The organism is Kitasatospora sp. NPDC059722, assembly GCF_042733235.1.
GTDB lineage: Bacteria > Actinomycetota > Actinomycetes > Streptomycetales > Streptomycetaceae > Kitasatospora.
The window spans coordinates 1-25,153 of the sequence record NZ_JBHWGD010000095.1 but is presented as its reverse complement, the minus strand read 5'-3'; the positions used below and the strand labels follow the sequence as shown (position 1 = coordinate 25,153).

The window sequence follows — 25,153 nt, the reverse complement described above, 5'->3', positions numbered from 1 at the left end:
TCCACCTCGGCGTACGTGAGGACGAGCTCGCCACTTGCGATCGCGGGCGCCGAGGGCGTGGCGTCGACAGCGGCCTCGAAGAGCCCGTGGAAGGTCGCCGGGGCCAATTCCCGAGCGATGCCGGCCCATTCGCCGAGGACGAGTCCGCGCTCGTCCCCGGTCAGGACGTCGACGTCACCGACCCGGACCGACGGATCCGCCGCGACGGCCTCCAGCACCGCGACGAGCCGCGCGCCCAACGCCTCCGCCGTCGCCCGGTCGAACAGGTCGACGGCGTACTCGACACTCCCCGCCAGCCCCTCCGCCGACTCCGCGAGCTGGAAGGTCAGGTCGAACTTGGCCGCGTCGAACGTCGCCTCGTGCGGCGCCGCGCGCACCCCCGCGAGGTCGAGCGTCGCCGCGCCGGTGTTCTGGAACGCGAGCATGACCTGGAACAGCGGGTGCCGGGCCATCGAGCGCTCGGGGTTGAGGATCTCGACGAGGCGCTCGAACGGCACGTCCTGGTTGGCGTACGCCGCGAGGTCCGTCTCCCGTACGCGGCGCAGCAGTTCGCGGAAGCTCGGCCGCCCCGAGAGGTCGTTGCGCAGCACGAGCGTGTTGACGAAGAAGCCGACGAGGTCGTCGAGTGCCTCGTCCGTCCGTCCGGCGATGACGCTGCCGAGCGGGATGTCGTCGCCGCCGCCGAGGCGGTGCAGCAGCGTGGCGAGTGCGGCCTGGACGACCATGAAGAGGCTGGTGCCCGTCTCCTTGGCCAGCGCCGCGAGGTGACCATGAACCGAGGAGGGGACCGTGAATGTGACGGTGTCCCCGCGGTAGCTCGTCCGGGCCGGGCGGGGCCGGTCGGTGGGCAGCGGGAGTTCCTCGGGCAGTCCCGCGAGTGCTGTGCGCCAGTAGTCGACCTGCCGGTTGAGCTCGCCGGCCGGGTCGTGCTCGTCGCCGAGGACCTCGGCCTGCCACAGCGTGTAGTCGGCGTACTGGACCGGCAGCGGCGTGAACTCCGGCGCGCTGCCGCCCAGTCGGGCCGCGTACGCCACCGACAGGTCGCGGGCCAGCGGCGCCATCGACCAGCCGTCCGCCGCGATGTGGTGCACGACCACCAGCAGCACGTGTTCCTCGTCCGAGACGGTGAACAGTCCGGCCCGCAGAGGCAGTTCGCGCGCCAGGTCGAAGCCGCGCCCGGCCTCCGCCGCGACCGCCTCGGCGCTGTACGGCGCGCGGAGCAGCTCCGGCCGGGCCGCGTCGGCGGGCAGGATCAGCTGCTGCGGCCGCCCGTCGGCGTCGGGGAAGACGGTCCGCAGGCTCTCGTGCCGCGCGGTGACGTCGGCGAGGGCCGCCTCAAGAGCCGGCGGGACGACCGGCCCGGTGAGGCGGACGGCGATCGGCAGGTTGTAGGTCGCGCCGGGGCCCTCGAAGCGGTCGAGGAACCAGAGCCGCCGCTGGGCGGCGGACAGCGGCACGGGCTCGGGCCGCACCCGGGCGGTCAGCGCCGGGCGGGTGCTCGCGGCGTCGCCGAGGCGTTCGGCGAGGGCGGCCGGGGTCGGCGCCTCGAACAGGGCGCGGACGGGGAGTTCGGCGCCGAGCCGGGCGCGGACCCGGCCGGCGACCCGCACGGCGAGCAGCGAGTGGCCGCCGAGGTCGAAGAAGCCGTCGTCGATCGAGACGCTCTCCAGCCCGAGGACCTCGGCGTAGATCGCGCACAGCGCCTTCTCCTGCGCGGTGCGCGGCGCCCGGCCGGTGCCGGCGGCGCGCGGGCCGGGGGCGGGCAGGGCGGCGCGGTCGAGCTTGCCGTTGACGGTGCGCGGGAGGCGGTCGAGCGGGACGATCGCGGCCGGGACCATGTAGTCGGGCAGCCGCTCGCCGAGCACGCGGCGCAGCTCCTCGGCGGCGGGCACGGCGCGCCCGGCGGCGGGGACGGCGTAGCCGACCAGCTCGCGGATGCCGGGGCGGTCCTCGCGGACGACGACGGCCGCGACGGCGACGTCGGGGTGGGCCTCGATGGCGGCGGTGACCTCGCCGAGCTCGATCCGGAAGCCGCGCACCTTGACCTGGTCGTCGGCCCGGCCGAGGCAGTCGAGGCGGCCGTCGCGGGTCCAGCGGGCGAGGTCGCCGGTGCGGTACATGCGGGAGCCGGCCGGGCCGTACGGGTCGGCGGTGAAGCGTTCGGCGGTGAGGCCGGGGCGGCCGAGGTAGCCGCGCGCGAGTCCGGCCCCGGCCAGGTACAGCTCGCCGGGCACGCCGGGGGCGGCCGGGCGCAGGGCCGCGTCCAGGACGTACGCCCGGTAGTTGTCGAGCGGGCGGCCGATCAGCACCCGGCCGGCGTCGGTGATCCGCTGGCCGACGGCGTCGACGGTGGTCTCGGTGGGCCCGTACAGGTTGTAGGTCACCACGCCGTCGATCCCGGCGAGTTCGGCGCGCAGCGCCTCGCCGAGCGCCTCGCCGCCGAGGGCGACGACCAGCGGGCGGGCGGATCCGTCGGTGGTGAGGCCGAGTTCGTGGAGCTGCTGGTAGTGGCCGGGGGTGGTGTCGAAGTGGTCGATGCCGCCGACCCGGCGCGCGTAGGCGGCGAGCGCGGCGGGGTCGTGCCGGGCCTCGTCGTCGATCAGGTGCAGTTCGTGGCCGCGCAGCAGCCACAGCAGCGGGTCGATCGCGGCGTCGAAGGAGAACGACGCGGCCAGCGCGGCCTTGAGCCGGCGCCCGCCGGTCGAGGCGATCTCGCGGGCGTAGAGGCGCTCGAAGTGGTCGTGGTAGAGGTTGACGACGCTGCGGTGCTGCACGGTGACGCCCTTGGGGCGGCCGGTGGAGCCGGAGGTGTAGATGACGTACGCGGCGTTGTCGGGGCGCGGGGCGCCGGAGCGCTCGGCGGCGGTGAGCGGGGCGGCGGACCACCGGGCGTCGTCCCGGACGGCCAGCACCTCGGCGGGGTCGGCGAGTTCGGCGACCGGGCGGGCGTCGTCGGTCATGTAGGCGATGCGGTCGGCCGGGTAGTCGCGGTCGACCGGCAGGTAGACGGCGCCCGCCTTCATGACCGCGAGCAGCGCGACGACGTGCTCGGCGCAGCGCGGCAGCCGCACGGCGACGACCTGCTCGGGCCGGACGCCGTCGGCGACGAGCCGGCGGGCCAGCCGGTTGGCCCAGGCGTCGAGTTCGGCGAAGGTGAGCGCGGTGTCCCGGAAGACCAGGGCGGTGGCGTCGGGGGTGCGGGCGGCGGCCGCCTCGAAGAGGCCGGGGACGGTGCCGGTGGGGTGGTCGCTCGCGGTGTCGTTCCACTCGACGAGGACGCGCCGGCGCTCGTCCGCGGTGAGCAGGTCGAGGGCGGAGAGCGGCCGGTCCGGGTCGGCGACCAGCGCGGCGAGCAGCCGCACGAAGCGGTCGGCGAGGTCCTGGGCGGTCTCCCGGTCGAACAGGTCGGTGGCGTACTCGACGCCGCCCGCGAGGCCGTCCGGCGTGCCGTCGGCGGTGAAGCGCTCGGCGAGCACGAGGGACAGGTCGAAGTTGGACATCCGCAGGCCGACCGGCTGGGACGTGGTGCGCAGCCCGTCCAGGTCGAGGCTCGCCTCGGCGGTGTTCTGGAAGGAGAGCATGACCTGGAACAGCGGGTGGCGGGCCAGCGAGCGGCCCGGGTTGAGCACCTCGACGAGCTGCTCGAACGGGACGTCCTGGTGGGCGTAGGCGGCCAGCGAGACCTCGCGGACGCGGTCGAGCAGCTCGCGGAAGGTCGGGTCGCCGGAGGTGTCGGTGCGCAGCACGAGGGTGTTGACGAAGAAGCCGACGAGCTCGTCGAGCGCCTGGTCGGTGCGGCCGGCCACCGGGGTGCCGAGCGGGACGTCCTCGCCCGCGCCGAGGCGGGTGAGCAGGGCGGCGAGCGCGGCCTGGGCGGCCATGAAGACGCTCGCGCGGTGGCCCTGGGCGAGGACGGCGAGCGCGCGGTGGACGTCCGCGGGCACGGTGAGCCCGACGGTGCCGCCGCGGTGGGTCATCTCGGGCGGGCGGGGGCGGTCGGTGGGCAGGGCCAGCTCCTCGGGGAGGCCGGCCAGGGTGGTGCGCCAGTGCTCGATCTGGCGGGCGAGTTCGCCGCCGGCGGTGTGCTCGTCGCCGAGCACCTCCTGGTGCCACAGCGTGTAGTCGGCGTACTGGACGGGCAGCGGCTGCCAGTCCGGCGCGGTGCCGCCGCGGCGGGCGCGGTAGGCGGTGGAGAGGTCGCGCGCGAGCGGGGCCATCGACCAGCCGTCGGCCGCGATGTGGTGGATCACGAGCAGCAGCACGTACTCGGTGCCGTCGAGGGCGAACAGGCGGGCGCGGAGCGGGATCTCGCGGGTGAGGTCGAAGTCCCGGGCGGCGGTGGCGGCGAGCGCCCGGGGCAGCTCCTCCTCGGTGACGCCGACGACCGGGACGGCCGGCGCGGCCTCGGCGGGGGCGAGGACGTGCTGGCGGGGGTCGCCGTCGGTGTCCGGGAAGACGGTCCGCAGGCTCTCGTGCCGGGCGACGACGTCGGCGAGGGCCGCGCGCAGCGCCGGGACGTGCAGCTCGCCGGAGATGCGGATCGCCATCGGCAGGTTGTAGGTGCCGCCGGCGTCCTCGAACCGGCCGAGGAACCAGAGCCGCCGCTGGGCGGGGGAGAGCGGGACGGTGGCGGGCCGCGGGCGGGCGGTGAGCGCCTGGCGGGCGCGGTCGGCGCCGCCGACCCGCTCGGCGAGGGCGGCCACGGTCGGCGCCTCGAAGAGGGCCCGGACGGGCAGTTCGACGTCGAGCTCGGCGCGGATCCGGCTGATCAGGCGGGTGGCGAGGAGCGAGTGGCCGCCGAGGGCGAAGAAGTCGTCGTCGGCGCCGACGTCGGGTAGTCCGAGGACTTCGGCGAAGAGGGTGGCGAGGAGTTTCTCGCGTTCGGTGGCGGGTGCCCGGCCGGGTGCGCGGTCGGCGAAGTCGGGGGCGGGGAGGGCCTTGCGGTCGAGCTTGCCGTTGGTGTTGAGGGGCAGGGCGTCCAGCAGGACGATCGTGGCGGGGACCATGTAGTCGGGCAGGTCGGCGGCGATGTGGGCCAGCAGGGCGGCCGGGTCCGGGGTAGCCCCGGCGGCGGGGACGACGTAGCCGACCAGCAGTTTGACGCCGGGGCGGTCTTCGCGGAGGACGACGGCGGCGCGGGTGACGCTGTCGTGTTTGACGAGGACGGATTCGATTTCGCCGAGTTCGATTCGGAAGCCGCGGACCTTGACCTGGAAGTCGGTGCGGCCGAGGTAGTCGATGGTGCCGTCGGGGGTCCAGCGGGCGAGGTCGCCGGTGCGGTACATGCGGGTGCCGGGGGTGCCGTGGGGGTCGGCGGTGAAGCGTTCGGCGGTGAGGGCGGGGCGGCTGAGGTAGCCGCGGGCGAGGCCGGTGCCGGCGAGGTAGAGCTCGCCGGGGGTGCCTTCGGGGACGGGGCGCAGGGCCGAGTCGAGGATGTAGGCGCGGGTGTTGAGCATCGGGCGGCCGATGGAGGGGCTGGCCGTGGTGCCGTCCAGGACGGCGGTGGTGGACCAGATGGTGGTCTCGGTGGGCCCGTAGACATTCAGGACGGACTGCCCGGTGGCGGCCATGGCCTGGGCCAGGGCACCGGGCACGGCCTCGCCGCCGACGAGCATGCGCAGGCCGGCCAGGGCATCCGGGACGTCGGCGGTCAGGCTCTGCCAGAGGGAGGGGGTGGCTTGGAGGACGGTGGCGTCGGTTTTGGTGATGAGGGCGGCGAGGGCTTCGGGGTCGAGGACCTCGTCCTTGCTCGCGATGACGACGGCGGCGCCGTTGAGGAGGGGGAGGTAGAGCTCCAGGGCGGCGATGTCGAAGGAGACGGTGGTGACGGCGATCAGGCGGTCGGTGCCGTCCATCGGGACGCGTGCCGACATGTCGGTGAGGAAGTTGTCGAGCGCGGCGCGGGGGATGACGACGCCCTTGGGGCGGCCGGTGGAGCCGGAGGTGTAGATCGCGTAGGCGGGGGTGCGGCCGTCGTGCTGAAGCCGGAGCGGTTCGGCGGACTGGGCGGCGAGCTGCTCCCGCACTGCCGCATCGTCGAGCAGCAGCGTCGGCGTGCCGGGCAGGCCCTCCGCCGTGGCGCGGGTGGTGAGCAGGAGCGAGGGCCGGGCGTCCTCCAGGACGTAGCCGAGGCGCTCGGCCGGGTGCTGGGGGTCGAGCGGGACGTAGCCGGCGCCGGACTTCTGGACGGCGAGCAGCGCGACGAGCAGGTCCGCGGAGCGCGGCAGGGCGACGGCGACGTAGCCCTCCGCCCCGGCGCCGTGCTCGACGAGCAGGCGTGCCAACCGGCTGGAACGGGCGTCGAGTTCCGCGTAGCTGAGCCGCTCATCGCCGCTGATGACGGCGGTGGCGTCCGGCGTCGCCGCGACCTGCCGGGCGAAGCGCCCGAGCAGCGGCTCCAGCACCGGCACCGCCTCCGCCGAACCGGCCCACGCGTCGAGCACCCGGGTCCCGTCCGACAACCGCAGCCGCCCGACGGGAAGTTCGGCCACCGAAGCCGCCTCGCCGAGCAGGCGCAGCAGCGCAGCGGCGAGCCCGTCGACCCGCTCCTGCGAGAGCAGGTCGGGCCGGTGCGCGAGGTCCAGCGCCAGCGTGCCGCCGAGGCCGACGGTGAGGCTCAGCGGGTAGTGGGTGCCCTCGTGGTTGCGGCCGTCGACGACGCCGAGGCCGCCCGCCGAGCGGCGCAGGCCCTCGGTGTCCACCGGGTAGTTCTCGAACACGAGCAGGGTGTCGAAGAGTTCGCCGTGCCCGGCGGTGCGCAGCACGTCGCTGAGGCCGAGGTACTGGTGGTCCATGAGCCCGGCCTGCTGGTCCTGGAGGCGCTCCAGCAGGGCGCCGAAGGTCTCGGCCGGGTCGAGGGCCACGCGCACCGGCAGGGTGTTGATGAACAGGCCGACCATGGACTCGATGCCCGCGACCTGTGGCGGACGGCCCGAGACCGTCCCGCCGAAGACCACGTCGTCGCGGCCGGTGAGCCGCCCGAGGACGATCGCCCAGGCCGCCTGCACGACGGTGTTGACGGTGATGCCGCGCTCGCGGGCCCAGCGGACCAGGGCGGCGGTCTGCGCCGGCGCCAGCTCCGCCCGGGTGGCCACCGGGACGACCGGTGCGCGGGACGGGTCGGGGGCGGCGAGCAGCGTCGGCTCCTCCAGCCCGCCGAGCACCTCCCGCCAGGCGGCCTCGGCGGTGGCGCGGTCCTGGGCGGCCACCCAGGTGAGGTAGTCGCGGTAGGGGGCGACGGGCGGCAGCGCGCGCTCGTCGGAGCTGCGCCGCAGCAGCCCGTACAGCTCGAAGAGTTCACCGATGACCGTCGCCCGGGACCAGCCGTCGACCAGGATGTGGTGCACGGTGACGAGGAACCGGTGCCGGTCCGCGCCCTGGGAGACCAGGGTGAAGCGGATCAGCGGCGGGCGGGCGAGGTCGAAGCGGCGGGCTCGGTCCTCGGCCGCGACGGCCTCGGCGGCGTGCGCCCACGCGCCGGATGGTCGGCCGGTGAGGTCGACGACGGTGAAGTCCGGGGCCACCTCGAACGGGATCAGCTGGACCGGCTCGCCGTTCTTGCGGTACCGGAACGCGGCCCGCAGGCCGGCGTGCCGGCGCAGCAGGGCGGCGCAGGCGCCGCGCAGCGCGTCGGTGTCCAGCTCGCCCTCGATGTCCAGCGCGAGCTGCATCGTGTAGACGTCCGGGCCCTGGGTGTCGTAGCGGGCGTGGAACAGCAGGCCCTGCTGGAGCGGAGAGAGCGGCAGGATGCTCTCGATGCGTGGTTTGGCCTTGGTCGTCGCCGCCATCGGTGCCGCCGTGGTCGCTGCCGTGGTCGCTGCCTTGGTCATGTCGCTTCTCTCCAACTCAGAACTCGAAGTCTTCTTCGAACGCGTCGATCTCGTCCTGGTCGAGATCCAGCAGCGGTGCGGGCCGTGCAGCCGAGGGAGCCGGTGCGGCGGGCCGGGGCGCGAGGGCCTCGACCGGTCCGGCCGAGGGGTCCGCGGCGTGGGCGACCAGCGCCCGCAGGGCCGAGAACCACGCGGCGGCCAGGGCGGCGACCTCGTCCTCGGCGAACAGCTCGCCGGGCCAGCTCCAGGAGGCCACCAGGTGCGGGCCGTCCGGGCGGTCCTGGGCCAGCGAGTTGAGCTCCAGGGCGTGGCCGGCGGGCATCGCGGCGTCGCTGCCGCCGAGGCCGCCGTCGCCGTCGTCCTCGCCGTCCCCGGCGCCGAAGCGGCCCAGGTAGTTGAAGCCGAGCTGCGGCTCGGGGAGGGCGGCGAGCACGCCCGCCGTCTCCGGGTTGAGGTGGCGCAGCAGCCCGTACCCGGCGCCGTTGTCGGGCAGGACGGCGAGCTGTCCGGCCACCGCGGCCAGGGCCCGCCCGGCGGCGGGGCCGCCGGCCAGCAGCTCCGGCCAGTCGGCGGCGGCGACCCCGGGGTCGAGCCGCAGCGGGAACATGCTGGTGAACCAGCCGACCGTCCGCGAGACGTCGGCGTCCGGCAGGACCCCGGCGAGCAGTTCCTCGCGGCCGTGGCCCTCCAGGTCCAGCAGGACGCCGGCCGACCGCTCCCGGCCGCGGGCGCGGTCCCAGCCGGTGACGGCGAGCGCGAACGCGGTGAGCAGCACCTCGTTGACGCCGGTGCCGAGCACGCTGGGCACGGTGGACAGCAGCGGGCCGGTGACGTCGGCGGGCAGCGTCACGGTGTACTGCCGGGCGCCGGCCGCGAGGTCGCGGGTGCGGTCGAGCGCCCTGGTGCCCAGCGGGGGCTCCTGGTAGCCGGCCAGCATGGCGGTCCAGACCGGGAGTTCGGCGGTGCGCTCCGGGGTGAGGGCGGCGCGGGCGAGGCCGCGGGCCCAGGCCCGGAAGGAGGTCCACACCGGCGCCAGGACGGGCTCCCGGCCGGCCGCGACGGCCTCGTACGCGGCCATCAGGTCCGGCATCAGGATCCGCCAGGAGACGCCGTCGACCACCAGGTGGTGCAGGACGAGCAGCAGCCGGCCGGGGGCCTGCGGGCCGGCGTCGAACCAGACCGCCTGGACCATGACGCCGTCGTCCGGGTCGAGCCGGTCCTGGGCGGCGCGGCCCTCGGTGTCCAGTCGGGCGGCGGCCTCGGCCGCGGTGAGGCCGGCGACGTCGACCCGGTGGATCAGGCCGGCGGCCGTCGGCGCGCCCTTCGGCGGCACCTCCAGGGTCCAGGCCGACGGGCCGCGGACCAGGCGGGCGCGCAGCGCGTCGTGGTGGTCCAGGACGGCCTGGAGCACGGCCGACAGCACGTCTGCGGTGAGCCCGGCGGGCACCGGCGCGAGCACCGACTGGTTGAACCCGTCGATTCGGCCGCCGAGTTCGCGCAGCCAGCGGATGATCGGGGTGGCCGGGAGCGCGCCGACCGCCGGGTCCGCGCCCTCCGGGTCGGGCGCGAGCGCGAGCTCGGCCGGGGACTCGGGCAGGGCGGCGGCCAGCGCCTCGACCGTCTTGTGCCGGAAGACCTCGCGGGGCGTCAGCACCAGGCCGGCCAGGCGGGCGCGGCCCACCAGTTGGACGGAGGTGATGCTGTCGCCGCCGAGGGCGAAGAAGCTGTCGTCGGCGCCGACCTCGGGTAGTCCGAGGACTTCGGCGAAGAGGGTGGCGAGGAGTTTCTCGCGTTCGGTGGCGGGTGCGCGGCCGGGTGTGCGGTCGGCGAAGTCGGGGGCGGGGAGGGCCTTGCGGTCGAGTTTGCCGTTGGTGTTGAGCGGCAGGGCGTCGAGGGTGACGATCGTGGCCGGGAGCATGTAGTCGGGCAGGTCGGCGGCGATGTGGGCCAGCAGGGCGGCCGGGTCCGGGGTCGTCCCTGCGGCGGGGACGACGTAGCCGACCAGCAGTTTGACGCCGGGGCGGTCTTCGCGGACGACGACGGCGGCGCGGGTGACGCTGTCGTGTTTGACGAGGACGGATTCGATTTCGCCGAGTTCTATGCGGAAGCCGCGGACCTTGACCTGGAAGTCGGTGCGGCCGAGGTAGTCGATGGTGCCGTCGGGGGTCCAGCGGGCGAGGTCGCCGGTGCGGTACATGCGGGTGCTGGGGGTGCCGTGGGGGTCGGCGGTGAAGCGTTCGGCGGTGAGGGCGGGGCGGCCGAGGTAGCCGCGGGCGAGGCCGGTGCCGGCGAGGTAGAGCTCGCCGGGGGTGCCTTCGGGGACGGGGCGCAGGGCCGAGTCGAGGATGTAGGCGCGGGTGTTGAGCATCGGGCGGCCGATGGAGGGGCTGGCCGTGGTGCCGTCCAGGACGGCGGTGGTGGACCAGATGGTGGTCTCGGTGGGCCCGTACACGTTGAGCACCGACCGCCCGGCGGAGGCCATCGCCTCGGCGAGTGCACCCGGTACCGCTTCGCCGCCGACGAGCATCCGGAGGCCGGAAAGCGCCTGCGGTACCTGGGCGGTGAGCGTCTGCCAGAGGGAGGGGGTGGCTTGGAGGACGGTGGCGTCGGTTTTGGTGATGAGGGCGGCGAGGGCTTCGGGGTCGAGGACCTCGTCCTTGCTCGCCACCACCACGGCGGCGCCGTTGAGGAGGGGGAGGTAGAGCTCCAGGGCGGCGATGTCGAAGGAGACGGTGGTGACGGCGATCAGGCGGTCGGTGCCGTCCATCGGGACGCGTGCCGACATGTCGGTGAGGAAGTTGTCGAGCGCGGCGCGGGGGATGACGACGCCCTTGGGGCGGCCGGTGGAGCCGGAGGTGTAGATCGCGTAGGCGGGCGTCCGGCCGTCGTGGACCAGCTCAAGAGGCCCGTCCGGCTGCTCGGAGACCGCCGCGTCGTCGAGCAACAGCACCGGGGTGCCGGTCGCCGGGAGGGCGGCGGCGGTCTCCCGCGTCGTGAGCAGGAGCGAGGGCCGGGCGTCCTCCAGGACGTAGCCGAGGCGCTCGGCGGGGTGCTGGGGGTCGAGCGGGACGTAGCCGGCGCCGGACTTCTGGACGGCGAGCAGGGCGACGAGCAGGTCCGCGGTGCGCGGCAGGGCGACGGCGACGTAGCCCTCCGCCCCGGCGCCGTGCTCGACGAGCAGGCGGGCCAACCGGCTGGAGCGGGAGTCGAGTTCGGCGTAGCTGAGCCGCTCGTCCCCGCTGATGACGGCGGTGGCGTCCGGCGTCGCCGCGACCTGCCGGGCGAAGCGCCCGAGCAGCGGCTCCAGCACCGGCGCCGCCTCCGCCGAACCGGCCCACGCGCCGAGGACCAGCGCCTCGCCCGCCGGTTCGCCCAGCCGCAGCCGCCCGACCGGTTCCTTCGCGAGCGCGGCGGCCTCGCCGAGCAGGCGGACGAAGGTCGTGGCGAGCCCGTCCACCCGCTCCTGCGGGAGCAGGTCGGGCCGGTGCGCGAGGTCGAGGCCGAGGGAGCGGCCGAGGCTCACGGTGAGGCTCAGCGGGTAGTGGGTGGACTCGTGGTTGTCGCCGCCCACGATGCCGAGCCCGCCGGCGGCCGTGCGCAGCCCGTCGGCGTCGAGCGGGTAGTTCTCGAACACCACGAGGGTGTCGAAGAGTTCACCGAGCCCGGCGATCCGCTGGAGGTCGGCGAGCGGCAGGTACTGGTGGTCCATGAGCCCGGCCTGCTGGTCCTGGAGGCGTTCCAGCAGCGCGCCGAAGCGCTCTGCGGGGTCGAGCGCCACGCGCACCGGCAGGGTGTTGATGAACAGGCCGACCATCGACTCGACGCCCGGGACCTGTGGCGGACGGCCCGAGACCGTCCCGCCGAAGACCACGTCGTCGCGGCCGGTCAGGCGGCCCACCACCATCGCCCACGCGGCCTGGACCACGGTGTTGACGGTGACCCCGCGCTCCCGGGCGAAGCGGGCCAGCGCGGCCGTCCGCTCCTCGGGCAGCTCCAGCCGGGTGCGGACCGGCAGGACGGGGGCGCGGGACGGGTCGGGGGCGGCGAGCAGCGTCGGCTCCTCCAGCCCGTCCAGCACCTGCCGCCAGGCGGCCTCGGCGGCGGTGCGGTCCTGGCCGGCGATCCAGTCCAGGTAGTCGCGGTAGGGCGTCACCCGGGCGAGCCCGGCGGCGTCGCCGCGCGTGCCGTAGAGGGCGAACAGCTCGCCGAGGAAGACCGGCATGGACCAGCCGTCCAGCAGCAGGTGGTGGTGGCTGACGACCAGCCGGTGCCAGTCGGCGGCGGTGCTGATGAGGGTGAAACGCATCAGCGGGGGCCGGTCGAGGTCGAAGCGCCGGGAGCGGTCCTCGGCGGTGAGCCGGTCGGCCGCCGCCGCCCGCCCGTCCTCGGGCAGGTTGGTGAAGTCCACCTCGCGCAGCGGGAGTTCGACGTCCGCCGGGATCACCTGGAGCGGCGCGGCGGTGCCGTCCTGGCGGAAGGCGGCGCGCAGGTTCGGGTGCCGGGCGAGGAGGGTGCGCAGTGCCGAGCGCAGTGCGTCCCGGTCGACGGATCCCTCGATGTCGAGGGCGAGTTGGACGGTGTAGACGTCCTGGCCGTCGGTGTCGTAGGTGGCGTGGAAGTAGAGGCCCTGCTGGAGGGGGGAGAGGGGGAGGAGGTCGGTGAGGGGGCCGTGGTCGGCCTCCAGGCGGTCGATCTGCTCCTGCGAGACCTCGACCAGCGGGCGGACGTCGGACGGGGTGAGGCCGCTGCCGTCGGTGGCGGCGAGGGTGCGCAGGGCGGTGAACCAGGCCTCGGCGAGCTCGCGGACACGGTCCTCGGTGAAGAGGCCGTCGGGCCAGGACCAGTCGGCGGTGAGCTGCGGGCCTTCGGGGGTGTCGAGGGTGGCGGCGTTGAGGTCGATGGCGTGGGCGAGCGGCATGGCGGGGTCGCGGCCGTCGCCGAGCGCGATGTCCGTGCACAGCGCCCAGTCGGCGTCCGTCTCGCCCGCCGCGAAGCGGCCGAGGTAGTTGAAGCCGAGCTGCGGACGGGGCGCGTCGTCGAGCGCGCCGTGCAGCAGGCCGTAGCCGATGCCGTTGTCCGGGAGGGCGTGCAGTTGCTCCTTGACGGCCTTGAGTGCGCGGGCCGGGTCGGTGGCCGTGCCCGGGTCGAGGTGGACGGGGAACATGCTGGTGAACCAGCCGGCCGTGCGCGTGGTGTCGGCGTGCTCGACGACGTTCTCGCGGCCGTGGCCCTCCAGCTCCACCAGGACCTGTGTGGCGTCGCCGCCCCGCCAGGCGTTCACGGCGAACGCGAACGCGGTGAGCAGTACGTCGTTGACGGTCGCGCGGAAGCGCGCGGCGGTGTCGGTGAGCAGTGTGCCGGTGACGTCCGACGGCAGGGTCAGCGACAGGTGCCGGACGGTGGCCGCCGTGTGGACGGCCGGGTCCAGCTCCGCGAGCGGTGCGTCCGGACCATCGAACTGAGCCTGCCAGAGCGGGAGTTCGGCGGATCGGTCGAGCGTGGTGAGCTGCTCGGCCCAGCGGCGGAAGGACGTGGGGACGGGCTCCAGAGCGGTGCCCTCGTAGGCGTGGGCGAGGTCCGGCAGCAGGATGCGCCACGAAACGCCGTCCACCACCAGGTGGTGCGCCATCACCAGCAGGCGGCCCTGCTGCTCCGACCAGACGGCCTGGAGCATCAGGCCGGCGTCCGGGTCGAGTCGCAGCTGGGCGGCGCGGGCCTCGGCGGCCAGGTCGGCGGTTTCGGCGCGGCGCAGGACGTCGGTGGCGCGGACGGTGCCGGGCTCGGGGACGTCGAGGTTCCACGCGTCGGCGCCGCGGACCAGCCGGGCGCGCAGCACGTCGTGGTGGTCCAGGAGCGCCTGCAGTGCGTCGGCCAGGCGCTCGAAGGTGGCGCCGGCGGGCGTCCGCACGACCATGGTCTGGCTGAACCCGTCGACGGCGCCGCCGAGTTCGCGCAGCCACCCGACGATCGGCGTCTCCGGGACGAGCCCGTACGCGGCCCCGGGCTCCTCCACCGGCAGCGCGGCGGCGGTGCCGGCGACGGCGGCCAGCGCCTCCGGGGTGCGGTGCCGGAACACGTCGCGGGCGGTGAGGACCAGCCCGGCCTTGCGGGCGCGGCTGACGAGCTGGATGGAGACGATGCTGTCGCCGCCCAGCTCGAAGAAGCCGTCCTCGGCGGACACCTCGGCCACGCCGAGCAGGTCGCGGAAGATCCCGCACAGGACCTCCTCGCCCGGCGTGCGCGGCGGCCGTCCGCGGCCGGTGCCGCGGTACTCGGGCGCGGGCAGGGCGCGGCGGTCGAGCTTGCCGTTGACCGTCAGCGGCAGCTCGACGAGCGCGACGAAGGCGGACGGGACCATGTACGCGGGCAGCGCGGCGGCCAGGTGGGCGCGCAGCACGGCCTCGTCGAGGGCGCCGCCGCGCGGCACGACGTACGCCACCAGGCGCTTGATGCCGGGCTGGTCCTCGCGGACGACCACGGCCGAGCGCAGCGCGCCCTCGTAGTGGGCCAGCACCGTCTCGATCTCGCCGAGTTCGATGCGGAAGCCCCGGATCTTGACCTGGTCGTCGGTGCGGCCGAGGTAGTCGAGCCGGCCGTCGGCGGTCCAGCGCACGACGTCGCCGGTGCGGTACATCCGGCTGCCGGCCGGGCCGTAGGGGTCGGCGGTGAAGCGTTCGGCGGTGAGGTCGGGGCGGCCGAGGTAGCCGCGCGCGAGCCCGGCGCCCGCGAGGTAGAGCTCGCCTGCGACACCCGCCGGGACGGGCCGCAGGCGCTCGTCGAGGACGAGGGCGCGGGCGTTGGCCACCGGGCGGCCCACCAGCGGCCGCGCGGTGTCCGCGGTGCTCGCGGTGGCGCTGTCGACGGTGGCCTCGGTCGGGCCGTACAGGTTGTAGCCGGTGACGCCCGGGGTGCGGGCGAGCTCCTGCCACAGGGCCGGGCTCACGGCCTCGCCGCCGAGGGCGAGGATCCGTGGCCGGGCCGACGCGTCCCGCACCAGGCCCTGCTCGACGAGCTGCTCGGCGTAGGACGGGGTGAGCTCCAGGAAGTCGATCCGGTGCTCCCGGACGTAGCCGATCAGGGCCTGCGGCTCGCGCCGGGTGTCGTCGTCCACGAGGTGCAGTTCGTGGCCGGCGACCAGCCAGAGCACCGGGTCGAGCGAGGCGTCGAAGGACACGGCGGCGGTGAGCGCCGCGCGCAGCGGGCGGCCGGCGGCGGCGATGTCCGCCGCGTACAGCTCGGTGAAGTGGTGGTGGAACAGGTTGCCGAGGCCCGCGTGCGGGACGACGACGCCCTTGGGCTTGCCGGTCGAGCCGGAGGTGTGGATGACGTACGCCGGGTGCGCGGGCCGCAGGGCGGCGGTGCGCCCGGCGTCGGTCAGCGGGGTGCCGGCCAGCTCGCGCAGCTCGTGGACGACCGCCGGGGAGCCGAGGTCGATCCGCTCGCCGCCGCGGTCGGCGGGCAGTGCGTCGCGGGCGCCGTCGCCGGTGATGACGGCGGCGGTGCCGGCGTCCTGGAGCAGCTGGGCGATGCGCCCGGCCGGGAGCGCCGGGTCGACGGGGACGTAGGCCGCGCCGGCCTTCATGACGGCGAGCAGCGCGACGACCAGGTCGGCGGTGCGCGGCAGGGCGACCGCGACGAACCGCTCCGGGCCGATGCCCCGGCCGGCCAGCAGGCGGGCCAGCCGGTTGGCGCGGGCGTCGAGTTCGGCGAAGGTCAGCCGCTCACCGGCGGCCGTCAGGGCGGGGGCGCCGGGGGTGCGGGCGGCCTGCGCCTCGAACAGGGCGGGCAGCGTGGTGGCGGGCACCTCGCGGGCGGTGTCGTTCCACTCGACGAGGACGCGGCGGCGCTCCTCGGCGGTGAGCAGGTCGAGTTCGGACAGCGCCCGGTCCGGCGCGGTGACCAGGGCGGTCACGGCGCGGGCGAACCGCCCGGCGAGGACGGCCGCGGTGTCCCGGTCGAACAGGTCGGTCGCGTACTCGATCCGGCCGCCGACGCCGGCCGGCGCGCCGTCGGCGCTGAACTCCTCGGCCAGCTGGAAGGACAGGTCGAACTTGGCGCCGTCCACCACGGCCGGGTGCGGTTCGACGGCCAGTCCGGGCAGGACGAGCTCGGCCGCCGCGTTGTTCTGCAGCGAGAGCATCACCTGGAACAGCGGGTGGCGGGCCAGCGAGCGCTCCGGGTTGAGCAGCTCGACCAGGCGCTCGAACGGCACGTCCTGGTGGGCGTAGGCGGCGAGGTCGGTCTCCCGGACCCGTCCGACCAGCTCGCGGAAGGTCGGGTCGCCGGTCAGGTCGGTGCGCAGCACCAGGGTGTTGACGAAGCAGCCGACCAGCTCGTCCAGGGCCTCGTCGGTGCGCCCGGCGATCGGCGAGCCGATCGGGACGTCCTCACCGGCGCCGAGTCGGCCGAGCAGGGCGGCCAGGGCGGCCTGGACGACCATGAAGACGCTCGCGTTGGCCTCGCGGGCCAGCGCGGTGAGCGCGGCGTGCGCGTCGGCGGGCAGGTGCAGCGGCACGGTGTCGCCGCGGAAGCTCTGCTCGGCCGGGCGCGGCCGGTCGGCGGGCAGGGCCAGCTCCTCGGGCAGCCGGGCGAGGGTGCGCTGCCAGTAGCCGGTCTGGCGGGCGAGTTCGCTCGCCGGATCGGCCTCGTCGCCGAGGACCTCGGCCTGCCAGAGCGTGTAGTCGGCGTACTGGACCGGCAGCGGGGTGAACTCCGGTGCGCGGCCGTCCAGTCGGGCCGCGTAGGCGGCGGCGAGGTCGCGGGCGATCGGGGCCATCGACCAGCCGTCGCCGGCGATGTGGTGGATCACCACGAGCAGCACGTGTTCGGTGGCGGAGACGGCGAACAGGTGGGCGCGCAGCGGCACTTCGGCGGCGAGGTCGAAGTCCAGCGCGGCGGCCGCGGCGAGCGCCGCGGCGTCGTACGGCGCGGTGTGCAGCACCGGGCGCGCCCCGGCGGCGGGGAGCACCTGCTGGCGCGGCCGGCCGTCGGCGTCCGGGAAGACGGTCCGCAGGCTCTCGTGCCGCGCGGTGAGGTCGCCGAGGGCGGTGGCCAGGGCGGCGGCGTCGAGCGGGCCGGTGAGGCGGACGGCGAGCGGCAGGTTGTAGGTGCCGGTGCGCTGCTCGAAGCGGTTGAGGAACCACAGCCGGCGCTGCGCGGCGGACAGCGGCACCGACTCCGGGCGCACCCGGGCGGTGAGCGCCTGCCGGGCCCGGCCCGCGGCGCCGATCCGCTCGCCGAGGGCGGCGACGGTCGGGGTCTCGAACAGGGCGCGCACCGGCAGCTCGACGCCGAACAGGGTCCGCACCCGGCTGACCACCCGGGTGGCGAGCAGCGAGTGCCCGCCGAGGTCGAAGAAGCCGTCGTCGATCGAGACCCGCGGCACGCCGAGCACCTCGGCGAACAGGCCGGCCAGCTGCTCCTCGCGCTCGTCGCGCGGGGCCCGCCCGGCCCCGGCCGCGGCCCCGAAGTCGGGGGCGGGCAGGGCGCGCCGGTCGAGCTTGCCGTTCGGGTTGAGCGGCAGCCGCTCCAGCGGGACGAAGGCGGACGGGACCATGTACTCCGGCAGCGCGGCGGCGGCCCGCGCGCGCAGCTCGGCGGGCTCCGGTTCGGCGCCGTTCGCCGGGACGACGTAGGCCACGATGCGCTGGTCCCCGGGGGTGTCCTCGCGGACCAGGACGGCCGCCTGGGCGACGGCGGGGTGCTTGGCGAGCACGGCCTCGATCTCGCCGAGCTCGATGCGGAAGCCGCGGACCTTGACCTGGAAGTCGGTGCGGCCGAGGTACTCGATCTCGCCGTCGGCGTTGCGGCGCACGAGGTCGCCGGTGCGGTACATCCGGGAGCCGGCCGGGCCGTACGGGTCGGCGACGAAGCGCTCGGCGGTCAGGCCGGGGCGGTTCAGGTAGCCGCGGGCCAGGCCCTCGCCGGCCAGGTACAGCTCGCCCGCGACGCCCGCCGGGACCGGCCGCAGGCCGGCGTCCAGGACGAGCGCCCGGGTGTTGCGGCGGGGGCGGCCGATCGGCGGGGTGCGCCCGGCGCCGTCCTCGCCCTCGTACCAGGCGGTGGCGTACACGGTGGCCTCGGTGGGGCCGTAGATGTTGGCGAGGCGCGCGCCGGGCACGGCGGCCCGGATCGCGTCCGCGGTGTGCGCGGCCAGGCCCTCGCCGGCCAGCACCACGAGGTCGGCGCCGAAGCGCGGGGCGCCGGACTGGCCGAGGGTGTGGGCGAGCGCCGACGGGACGGCGCTGACCAGTCCGTAGTGCCGGCCCTCGGGTGCGTCCAGCAGCGCGAGCACGTCGCGGACCAGCTCGATCCGGCCGCCGGACAGCAGCGGGCCGAACAGCTCGAAGACGGACACGTCGAAGTTGAGCGAGGTCGCGGCGAGGACGTCGGACAGGCGCTCGGGGCCGATGTCGGAGGCCGCCCAGGCGGCGAGGTCGGCGACGTTGCGGTGCGGGATGACGACGCCCTTGGGGCGGCCGGTGGAGCCGGAGGTGTAGATGACGTACGCGGGGTGGCGCGGGTCCAGCGGGAGCGGCCGCTCGGCGTCGGTGACGTCGCCGTCCGGGAGGGCGGCGAGCCGCTCGCGCACGGCCGGGTCGTCCAGCCGCAGCGCGGGGACGTCCGCGGGCAGCGCGCCGGCCGCTTCGGTGCTGGTGAGCACCAGCGCGGGCCGCGCGTCGTCGAGCATGTGGGCGATCCGGTCGGCCGGGTAGCCGGGGTCGACCGGCAGGTAGGCGGCGCCGGACTTGAGCACCGCGAGCAGCGCCACGACCAGGTCGGCGGTGCGCGGCAGGGTCAGCGCGACGAACCGTTCCGGGCCCGCGCCCTCGGCGATCAGCAGCCGGGCCAGCCGGTTGGCGCGGGCGTCGAGCTCGGCGTAGGACAGTTCGGTGCCGGCGTGCAGCACCGCCGGGGCCTGCGGGGTGCGGGCGGCCTGTGCGCGGAACAGCTCCGGCACGGTGGTCTCGGCGACCGGGCGGGCGGTGTCGTTCCACCCGTCCAGGACCAGGGCGCGCTCGGCGTCCGTCAGCACCTCGACGGCGGCGACGGGCAGGTCCGGGTCGGCGGTGACGGCTGCGAGCAGCCGGCCGAGGCGGTCGCCGAGGGACGTGGCGGTGGTCCGGTCGAAGAGGTCGGCGGAGTACTCCAGGACACCGGTCAGGCCGGCCGGGCCCCCGTCGGCGGTGAAGGTCTCCTCCAGCGAGAACAGCAGGTCGAACTTGGCCGCCGACAGCCGCACCGGCAGCGCGGTGGCGCGCAGCCCGTCCAGGTCGAGGGTGGCCGCCGCGTTGTTCTGGAAGGCCAGCATCACCTGGAACAGCGGGTGGCGGGCCAGCGAGCGGACCGGGTTGAGCACCTCGACCAGGCGCTCGAACGGCACGTCCTGGTGGGCGTAGGCGGCGAGGTCGCTCTCCCGGACGCGGGCCAGCAGCTCGGCGAAGGTCGGGTCGCCGGTCAGGTCGGTGCGCAGCACCAGGGTGTTGACGAAGAAGCCGACCAGCTCGTCGAGCGCCTCGTCGGTGCGCCCGGCGATGACGCTGCCGAGCGGGATGTCGTCCCCGGCGCCGAGCCGGTGCAGCAGGGCGGCGACGGCGGCCTGGACGACCATGAAGACGCTCGCGTCGTGCGCCCGGGCGACGGCGGCGATCCGCTCGTGCACCTCGGCCGGCAGCGCCAGCGGGACGGACTCGCCGCGGTAGCTGACGTCGGCCGGGCGCGGCCGGTCGGCGGGCAGCGCGAGCTCCTCGGGCAGCCCGGCGAGGGCCTGCTTCCAGTGCTCGACCTGACGGGCCAGCGGGCTGTCCCCGTCGCCCTCGTCGCCGAGCACCTCGGCGTGCCAGAGCGTGTAGTCGGCGTACTGGACGGGCAGCGGCTTCCACGCGGGGGCGGTGCCGGCCCGGCGGGCGTCGTAGGCGGTGCCGAGGTCGCGGGCGAAGGGCGCGAGGGACCAGCCGTCGCCGGCGATGTGGTGCAGCACGACGAGCAGCACGTGCTCGGTGGCGGAGATCCGGAACAGCTCGGCGCGCAGCGGGGGCTGGGTGGTGAGGTCGAAGCCCGCGGCGATCGCCCCGGCCAGCGCGGCGTCCAACGCGCCCTCGCCGTCGGTGAGTTCGGTCAGCGGCAGGCTGAGCGCGGTGGTGCCGGCGGGCAGCACCCACTGGCGGGGGCGGCCGTCGAACTCGGGGAAGACGGTCCGCAGGCTCTCGTGCCGGTCGGTGACGTCGCCGAGCGCGGCGGTCAGCGCGGCCCGGTCGAGCCCGCCCTCCAGCCGCAGCGCGAGCGGCAGGTTGTAGGAGGCGGTGGCGCCCTCGAAGCGGTTGAGGAACCAGAGCCGGCGCTGGGCGGGGGAGAGCGGGACCTCCTCCGGCCGTGGTCGGGCGGTGAGCGCGGCGCGGGCGTGTCCGGCCACGGCGATCCGCTCGGCGAGCGCGGCGACGGTCGGCGCCTCGAAGAGCGTGCGGACGGCCAGCTCGACGCCGAACACCGGGCGGATCCGGCTGACCAGGCGGGTGGCGAGGAGCGAGTGCCCGCCGAGGTCGAAGAAGCTGTCGTCGACGGAGACCGCGGGCAGTCCGAGGATCCCGGCGAACAGTCCGGCCAGGATCTCCTCCTGCGGGGTGCGGGGGGCGCGGCCGGCCGAGGCGGTGAGCGCGGGCGCGGGCAGCGCGCGGCGGTCCACCTTGCCGTTGCCGGTCAACGGCAGCGTCTCCAGGGTGACGTAGGCGGACGGCACCATGAAGCCGGGCAGGCCGTCGGCGGCGTGCGCGCGCAGCTCGGCCGGCTCGATCCGGGCGCCGGGCGCGGCCACCAGGTAGGCGACGAGCCGCTGGTCGCCGGGGACGTCCTCGCGGACCATCGCGGCGGCCTGGGCGACGGCGGGGTGCCGGGCCAGGACGGCCTCGATCTCGCCGAGTTCGATGCGGAAGCCGCGCACCTTGACCTGGTCGTCCGTGCGGCCGAGGTAGTCGAGCGCGTCCGCCGCGTTCCAGCGCACGAGGTCGCCGGTGCGGTACATGCGCGAGCCGGCCGGGCCGTGCGGGTCGGCGGTGAAGCGCTCGGCGGTCAGGCCGGGGCGGTTCAGGTAGCCGCGGGCCAGGCCGTCCCCGGCCAGGTACAGCTCGCCCGCGACGCCGCGCGGGACCGGCCGCAGGGCGGCGTCCAGCACGTACGCCCGCATGCCGTCCAGCGGGCGGCCGATCGGGACCGCGGCCGGCACCTCGGCGGCGGAGCCGATCCGGTGGGTGGTGGCGAAGGTCGTGGTCTCGGTCGGGCCGTAGCCGTCGACCACGGTCAGGCCGGGGCAGGCCGCCAGGACGCGGCGCACGGCCGCGGCGGGCACGACGTCGCCGCCGGTCCACACCTGGCCGACCCGGGCCAGGCAGCCGGGGCCGTCCTCGGCGATCAGCCGGAACAGGCCGGCGGTCAGCCACAGCGCGGTGACGCCGTGCCGGGTGACGGTCTCGCGCAGGCGGACGGCGTCGAGGTCCCCGGCCGGGGCGACGACGACCTGGCCGCCGCCGAGCAGCGGCACCCACAGCTCGTAGGTGGAGGCGTCGAAGGCGGTCGGCGAGTGCAGCAGCACCCGCTCGTGGCCGGACTCGAAGCGGCGGTCCTCGGCGAGCGCGACGACGTCGCGGTGGGTCACGCCGACCCCCTTGGGCAGGCCGGTCGAGCCGGAGGTGAACATCACGTAGGCGAGCTGGCCGGGCCGGACGTCCACGCCGGGGTCGTGGGTGGGGCCCTCGGCGAGCGCGGTGGCGGCCTCCAGGACGGTCAGGTCCGCGTCCTCGTCGAGGCCGTACCCGGCCGCGTCGTCCGCCGCGTCGGCGATCAGCACGGCGGCGCCCGTCTCGGCCAGGATGTGCCGCATCCGGGCGGCCGGGAAGCGCGGGTCGAGCGGCACGTACGCGCCGCCCGCCTTGAGCACGCCGAGGATCGCGGCGACCAGCTCGGGCGAGCGCTCCATCAGCAGCGCGACCCGGTCCTCGGGGCGGACCCCGGCGGCGAGCAGCTTGTGCGCCAGGCGGTTGGCCCGGGCGTCGAGTTCGCCGTAGGAGAGGCTGCCGCCGTCCGCGACCACGGCCTCGGCGGCGGGGGCCCAGCCGGCCAGCTCGGTGAAGAGCCGGGTGATCACCGGCACGGCCGCGCCGGGGTTGCGCGGGGTGTCGTTCAGCCCGTGCACCAGCCGCTCCCGCTCCTCGGCGGCGAGCAGCGGGATCCGGCCGACGGGCGCGTCCAGCAGGCCGGGGGCGGCGGTGAGGACACCGGCCACCCGCTCCAGCAGGGCGGTCGCGGCGACGGCGTCGAACGCGCCGGTGCGGTGGTCCAGGCGCAGCTGGAGCCGCTCGCCGGGCACGGCGGTGAGGATCAGCGGGTAGTGCGTCGCGTCGTGGCCGGCCAGGCCGGTGACGCGCAGGCCGCGGCCGAAGTCCAGCACGTCGGCGTCGAGCGGGTAGTTCTCGAACACCACCAGGGTGTCGAAGAGTTCGCCGAGGCCGGTGGCGTGCTGGAGGTCGGTCAGGCCGAGGTACTGGTGGTCCAGCAGGGCGGCCTGCTGCTCCTGGAGCCGGTCCAGCAGGGCGCCGAGCGTCTCGGCCGGGTCGAGCGCGACCCGGACCGGCAGCGTGTTGATGAACAGGCCGATCATCGACTCGATCCCGGCGACCTGCGGCGGACGGCCCGAGACGGTGCCGCCGAAGACCACGTCCGCCCGGCCGGTCAGCTGGCCGACGACCAGCGCCCAGGCCGCCTGGAGCAGGGTGTTGAGCGTGGTGCCGCGGGCCCGGCTCACCGCCGTGAGGCGGGCGGTGAGCTCGGCCGGCAGCTCGGCGGTGACGCGGTCGGGCGTGCCGGCGGCGCCGTCCCGGTCCGCCGGGGCGACCAGGGTGGGCTCGGCCAGGCCGTCCAGCGCCCGCCGCCAGGCGTCCTCGGCGACGGACCGGTCCTGGCCGGCCAGCCAGCCCAGGTACTCGCGGTGCGGGGTGACCCGGGGCAGGGCCGCGCCCTCGCCCCGGTAGAGCGCGAACAGCTCCTTGACCAGGACGGGCATCGACCAGCCGTCGAGCAGGATGTGGTGGTTGGTCAGCACCAGCCGGTGCCGGTCGGCGCCGGTGCGCAGCACGGCGAAACGCATCAGCGGGGCGCGCGCCGGGTCGAAGCGTTCGGCCCGGTCCTCGGCGGTCCAGGCGTCGGCGTCCGCTGGTCGGCCGGTGAAGTCCAGCTCGCGCCACGGGAGTTCGACGGCGGCCGGGATCACCTGGAGCGGCGTCTCGAAGCCGTCCTGGCGGAACGCGGCGCGCAGCGTGCCGTGCCGGGCGAGCAGGGCCGTGGCGGCGGCGCGCAGGGCGGGGACGTCCAGCGGGCCTTCGATGTCGAGGGCGAGTTGGACGGTGTAGACGTCCTGGCCGTCGGTGTCGTAGGTGGCGTGGAAGTAGAGGCCCTGCTGGAGGGGGGAGAGGGGGAGGAGGTCGGCGAGGGGGCCGTGGTCGGCCTCCAGGCGGTCGATCTGCTCCTGCGAGACCTCGACCAGCGGGCGGACGTCGGACGGGGTGAGGCCGCTGCCGTCGGTGGCGGCGAGGGTGCGCAGGGCGGTGAACCAGGCCTCGGCGAGCTCGTGGACGCGGTCCTCGGTGAAGAGGCCGTCGGGCCAGGACCAGTCGGCGGTGAGCTGCGGGCCCTCGGGGGTGTCGAGGGTGGCGGCGTTGAGGTCGATGGCGTGGGCGAGCGGCATGGAGGGGTCGCGGCCGTCGCCGAGGTCGGCGTCGGTGCACAGCGTCCAGTCGGCGTCCTCCCCGGCGGCGGTGAAGCGGCCGAGGTAGTTGAAGCCGAGCTGGGGGCGCGGGGCGTCGGTCAGGGAACCGCGCAGCAGGCCGTAGCCGATGCCGTTGTCCGGGAGGGCGTGCAGTTGCTCCTTGACGGCCTTGAGTGCGCGGGCCGGGTCGGTGGCCGTGCCCGGGTCGAGGTGGACGGGGAACATGCTGGTGAACCAGCCGGCCGTGCGCGTGGTGTCGGCGTGCTCGACGACGTTCTCGCGGCCGTGGCCCTCCAGGTCGACGAGCACACCCGTCCCCTGGCCGGGGCGCCAGGCGTTCACGGCGAGCGCGAACGCGGTGAGCAGCACGTCGTTGACGGTCGCGCGGAAGCGCGCGGCGGTGTCGGTGAGCAGGGCGGCGGTGACGTCCGACGGCAGGGTGAGGTTCAGGTGCCGGGCGGTCGCGGCGGTGTGCACGGCCGGGTCCAGGACGGCGAGCGGCGCGTCCTCGCCCGCCGACTGGGCCTGCCAGAGCGGGAGTTCGGCGGAGCGGTCGAGCGCGGTGAGCTGCTCGGCCCAGCGGCGGAAGGACGTGGGGACGGGCTCCAGCGCGGTGCCCTCGTAGGCGTGGGCGAGGTCCGGGAGGACGATGCGCCAGGTGACGCCGTCCACGACCAGGTGGTGGGCCATGACGAGCAGGCGGGCGGTGTCCTCGAACCAGACGGCCTGGACCATCACACCGGCGTCCGGGTCGAGCCGCAGCTGGGCGGCGCGGGCCTCGGAGGCCAGGTCGGCGGTTTCGGTGCGGCGCAGGACGTCGGCGGCGCGGACGACGCCCGGCTCGGGGACGTCGAGGTTCCACGCGTCGGCGCCGCGGACCAGCCGGGCGCGCAGCACGTCGTGGTGGTCGAGTACGGCCTGGAGGGCGTCCGCCAGGCGCTCGAAGGTGGCCGCCGCGGGGGTGCGGACCAGCATCGCCTGGTTGAACCCGTCGATCGGGCCGTCCACCTCGCGCAGCCAGCCGACGATCGGCGTCTCCGGCACGAGCCCGAGCCCGGCGCCCGCCTCCTCGGTGGGCAGCACGGTGGCGGTGGTGGCGACCGCGGCCAGGGCCTCCGGGGTGCGGTGGGTGAAGACGTCGCGGGCGGTGAAGAGCAGCCCGGCCTTGCGGGCGCGGCTGACCAGTTGGATGGAGACGATGCTGTCGCCGCCCAGCTCGAAGAAGCCGTCCTCGACGGACACCTCGGCCACGCCCAGCAGGTCGCGGAAGATCCCGCAGAGGACCTCCTCCGCCCTGCCGACGGGCTGCCGTCCCCGAGTGGTGCCGGTGAACTCGGGGGCCGGGAGTTGCTTGCGGTCGAGCTTGCCGTTGACGCTCAGGGGGAGGGCGTCGAGGGTGACGAAGGCGGACGGGACCATGTAGTCGGGCAGGCCGACGGCGAGGTGGGCGCGGAGGGCTTCGGTGTCGAGGGTGGCGGGGGTGGCGGGGACGATGTAGGCGACGAGGCGCTTGAGGCCGGGCTGGTCTTCGCGGACGACGACGGCGTTCTGGGTGACGGCGGGGTGGGTG

The 25,153-nt window shown here is 75.7% G+C and carries 2 protein-coding genes; both read right to left on the bottom strand.

Annotated features, from left to right (window positions below):
* A partial coding sequence (locus ACFV4F_RS36150) for an amino acid adenylation domain-containing protein (RefSeq protein ID WP_380509140.1) occupies positions 1 to 7,829 on the bottom strand: 7,829 nt, incomplete at its 3' end.
* A gap of 16 nt (positions 7,830 to 7,845) precedes the next feature.
* Positions 7,846 to 25,153, bottom strand: a 17,308-nt coding sequence (locus ACFV4F_RS36145) for a non-ribosomal peptide synthase/polyketide synthase (protein ID WP_380509137.1), incomplete at its 5' end; no start/stop codon positions are given.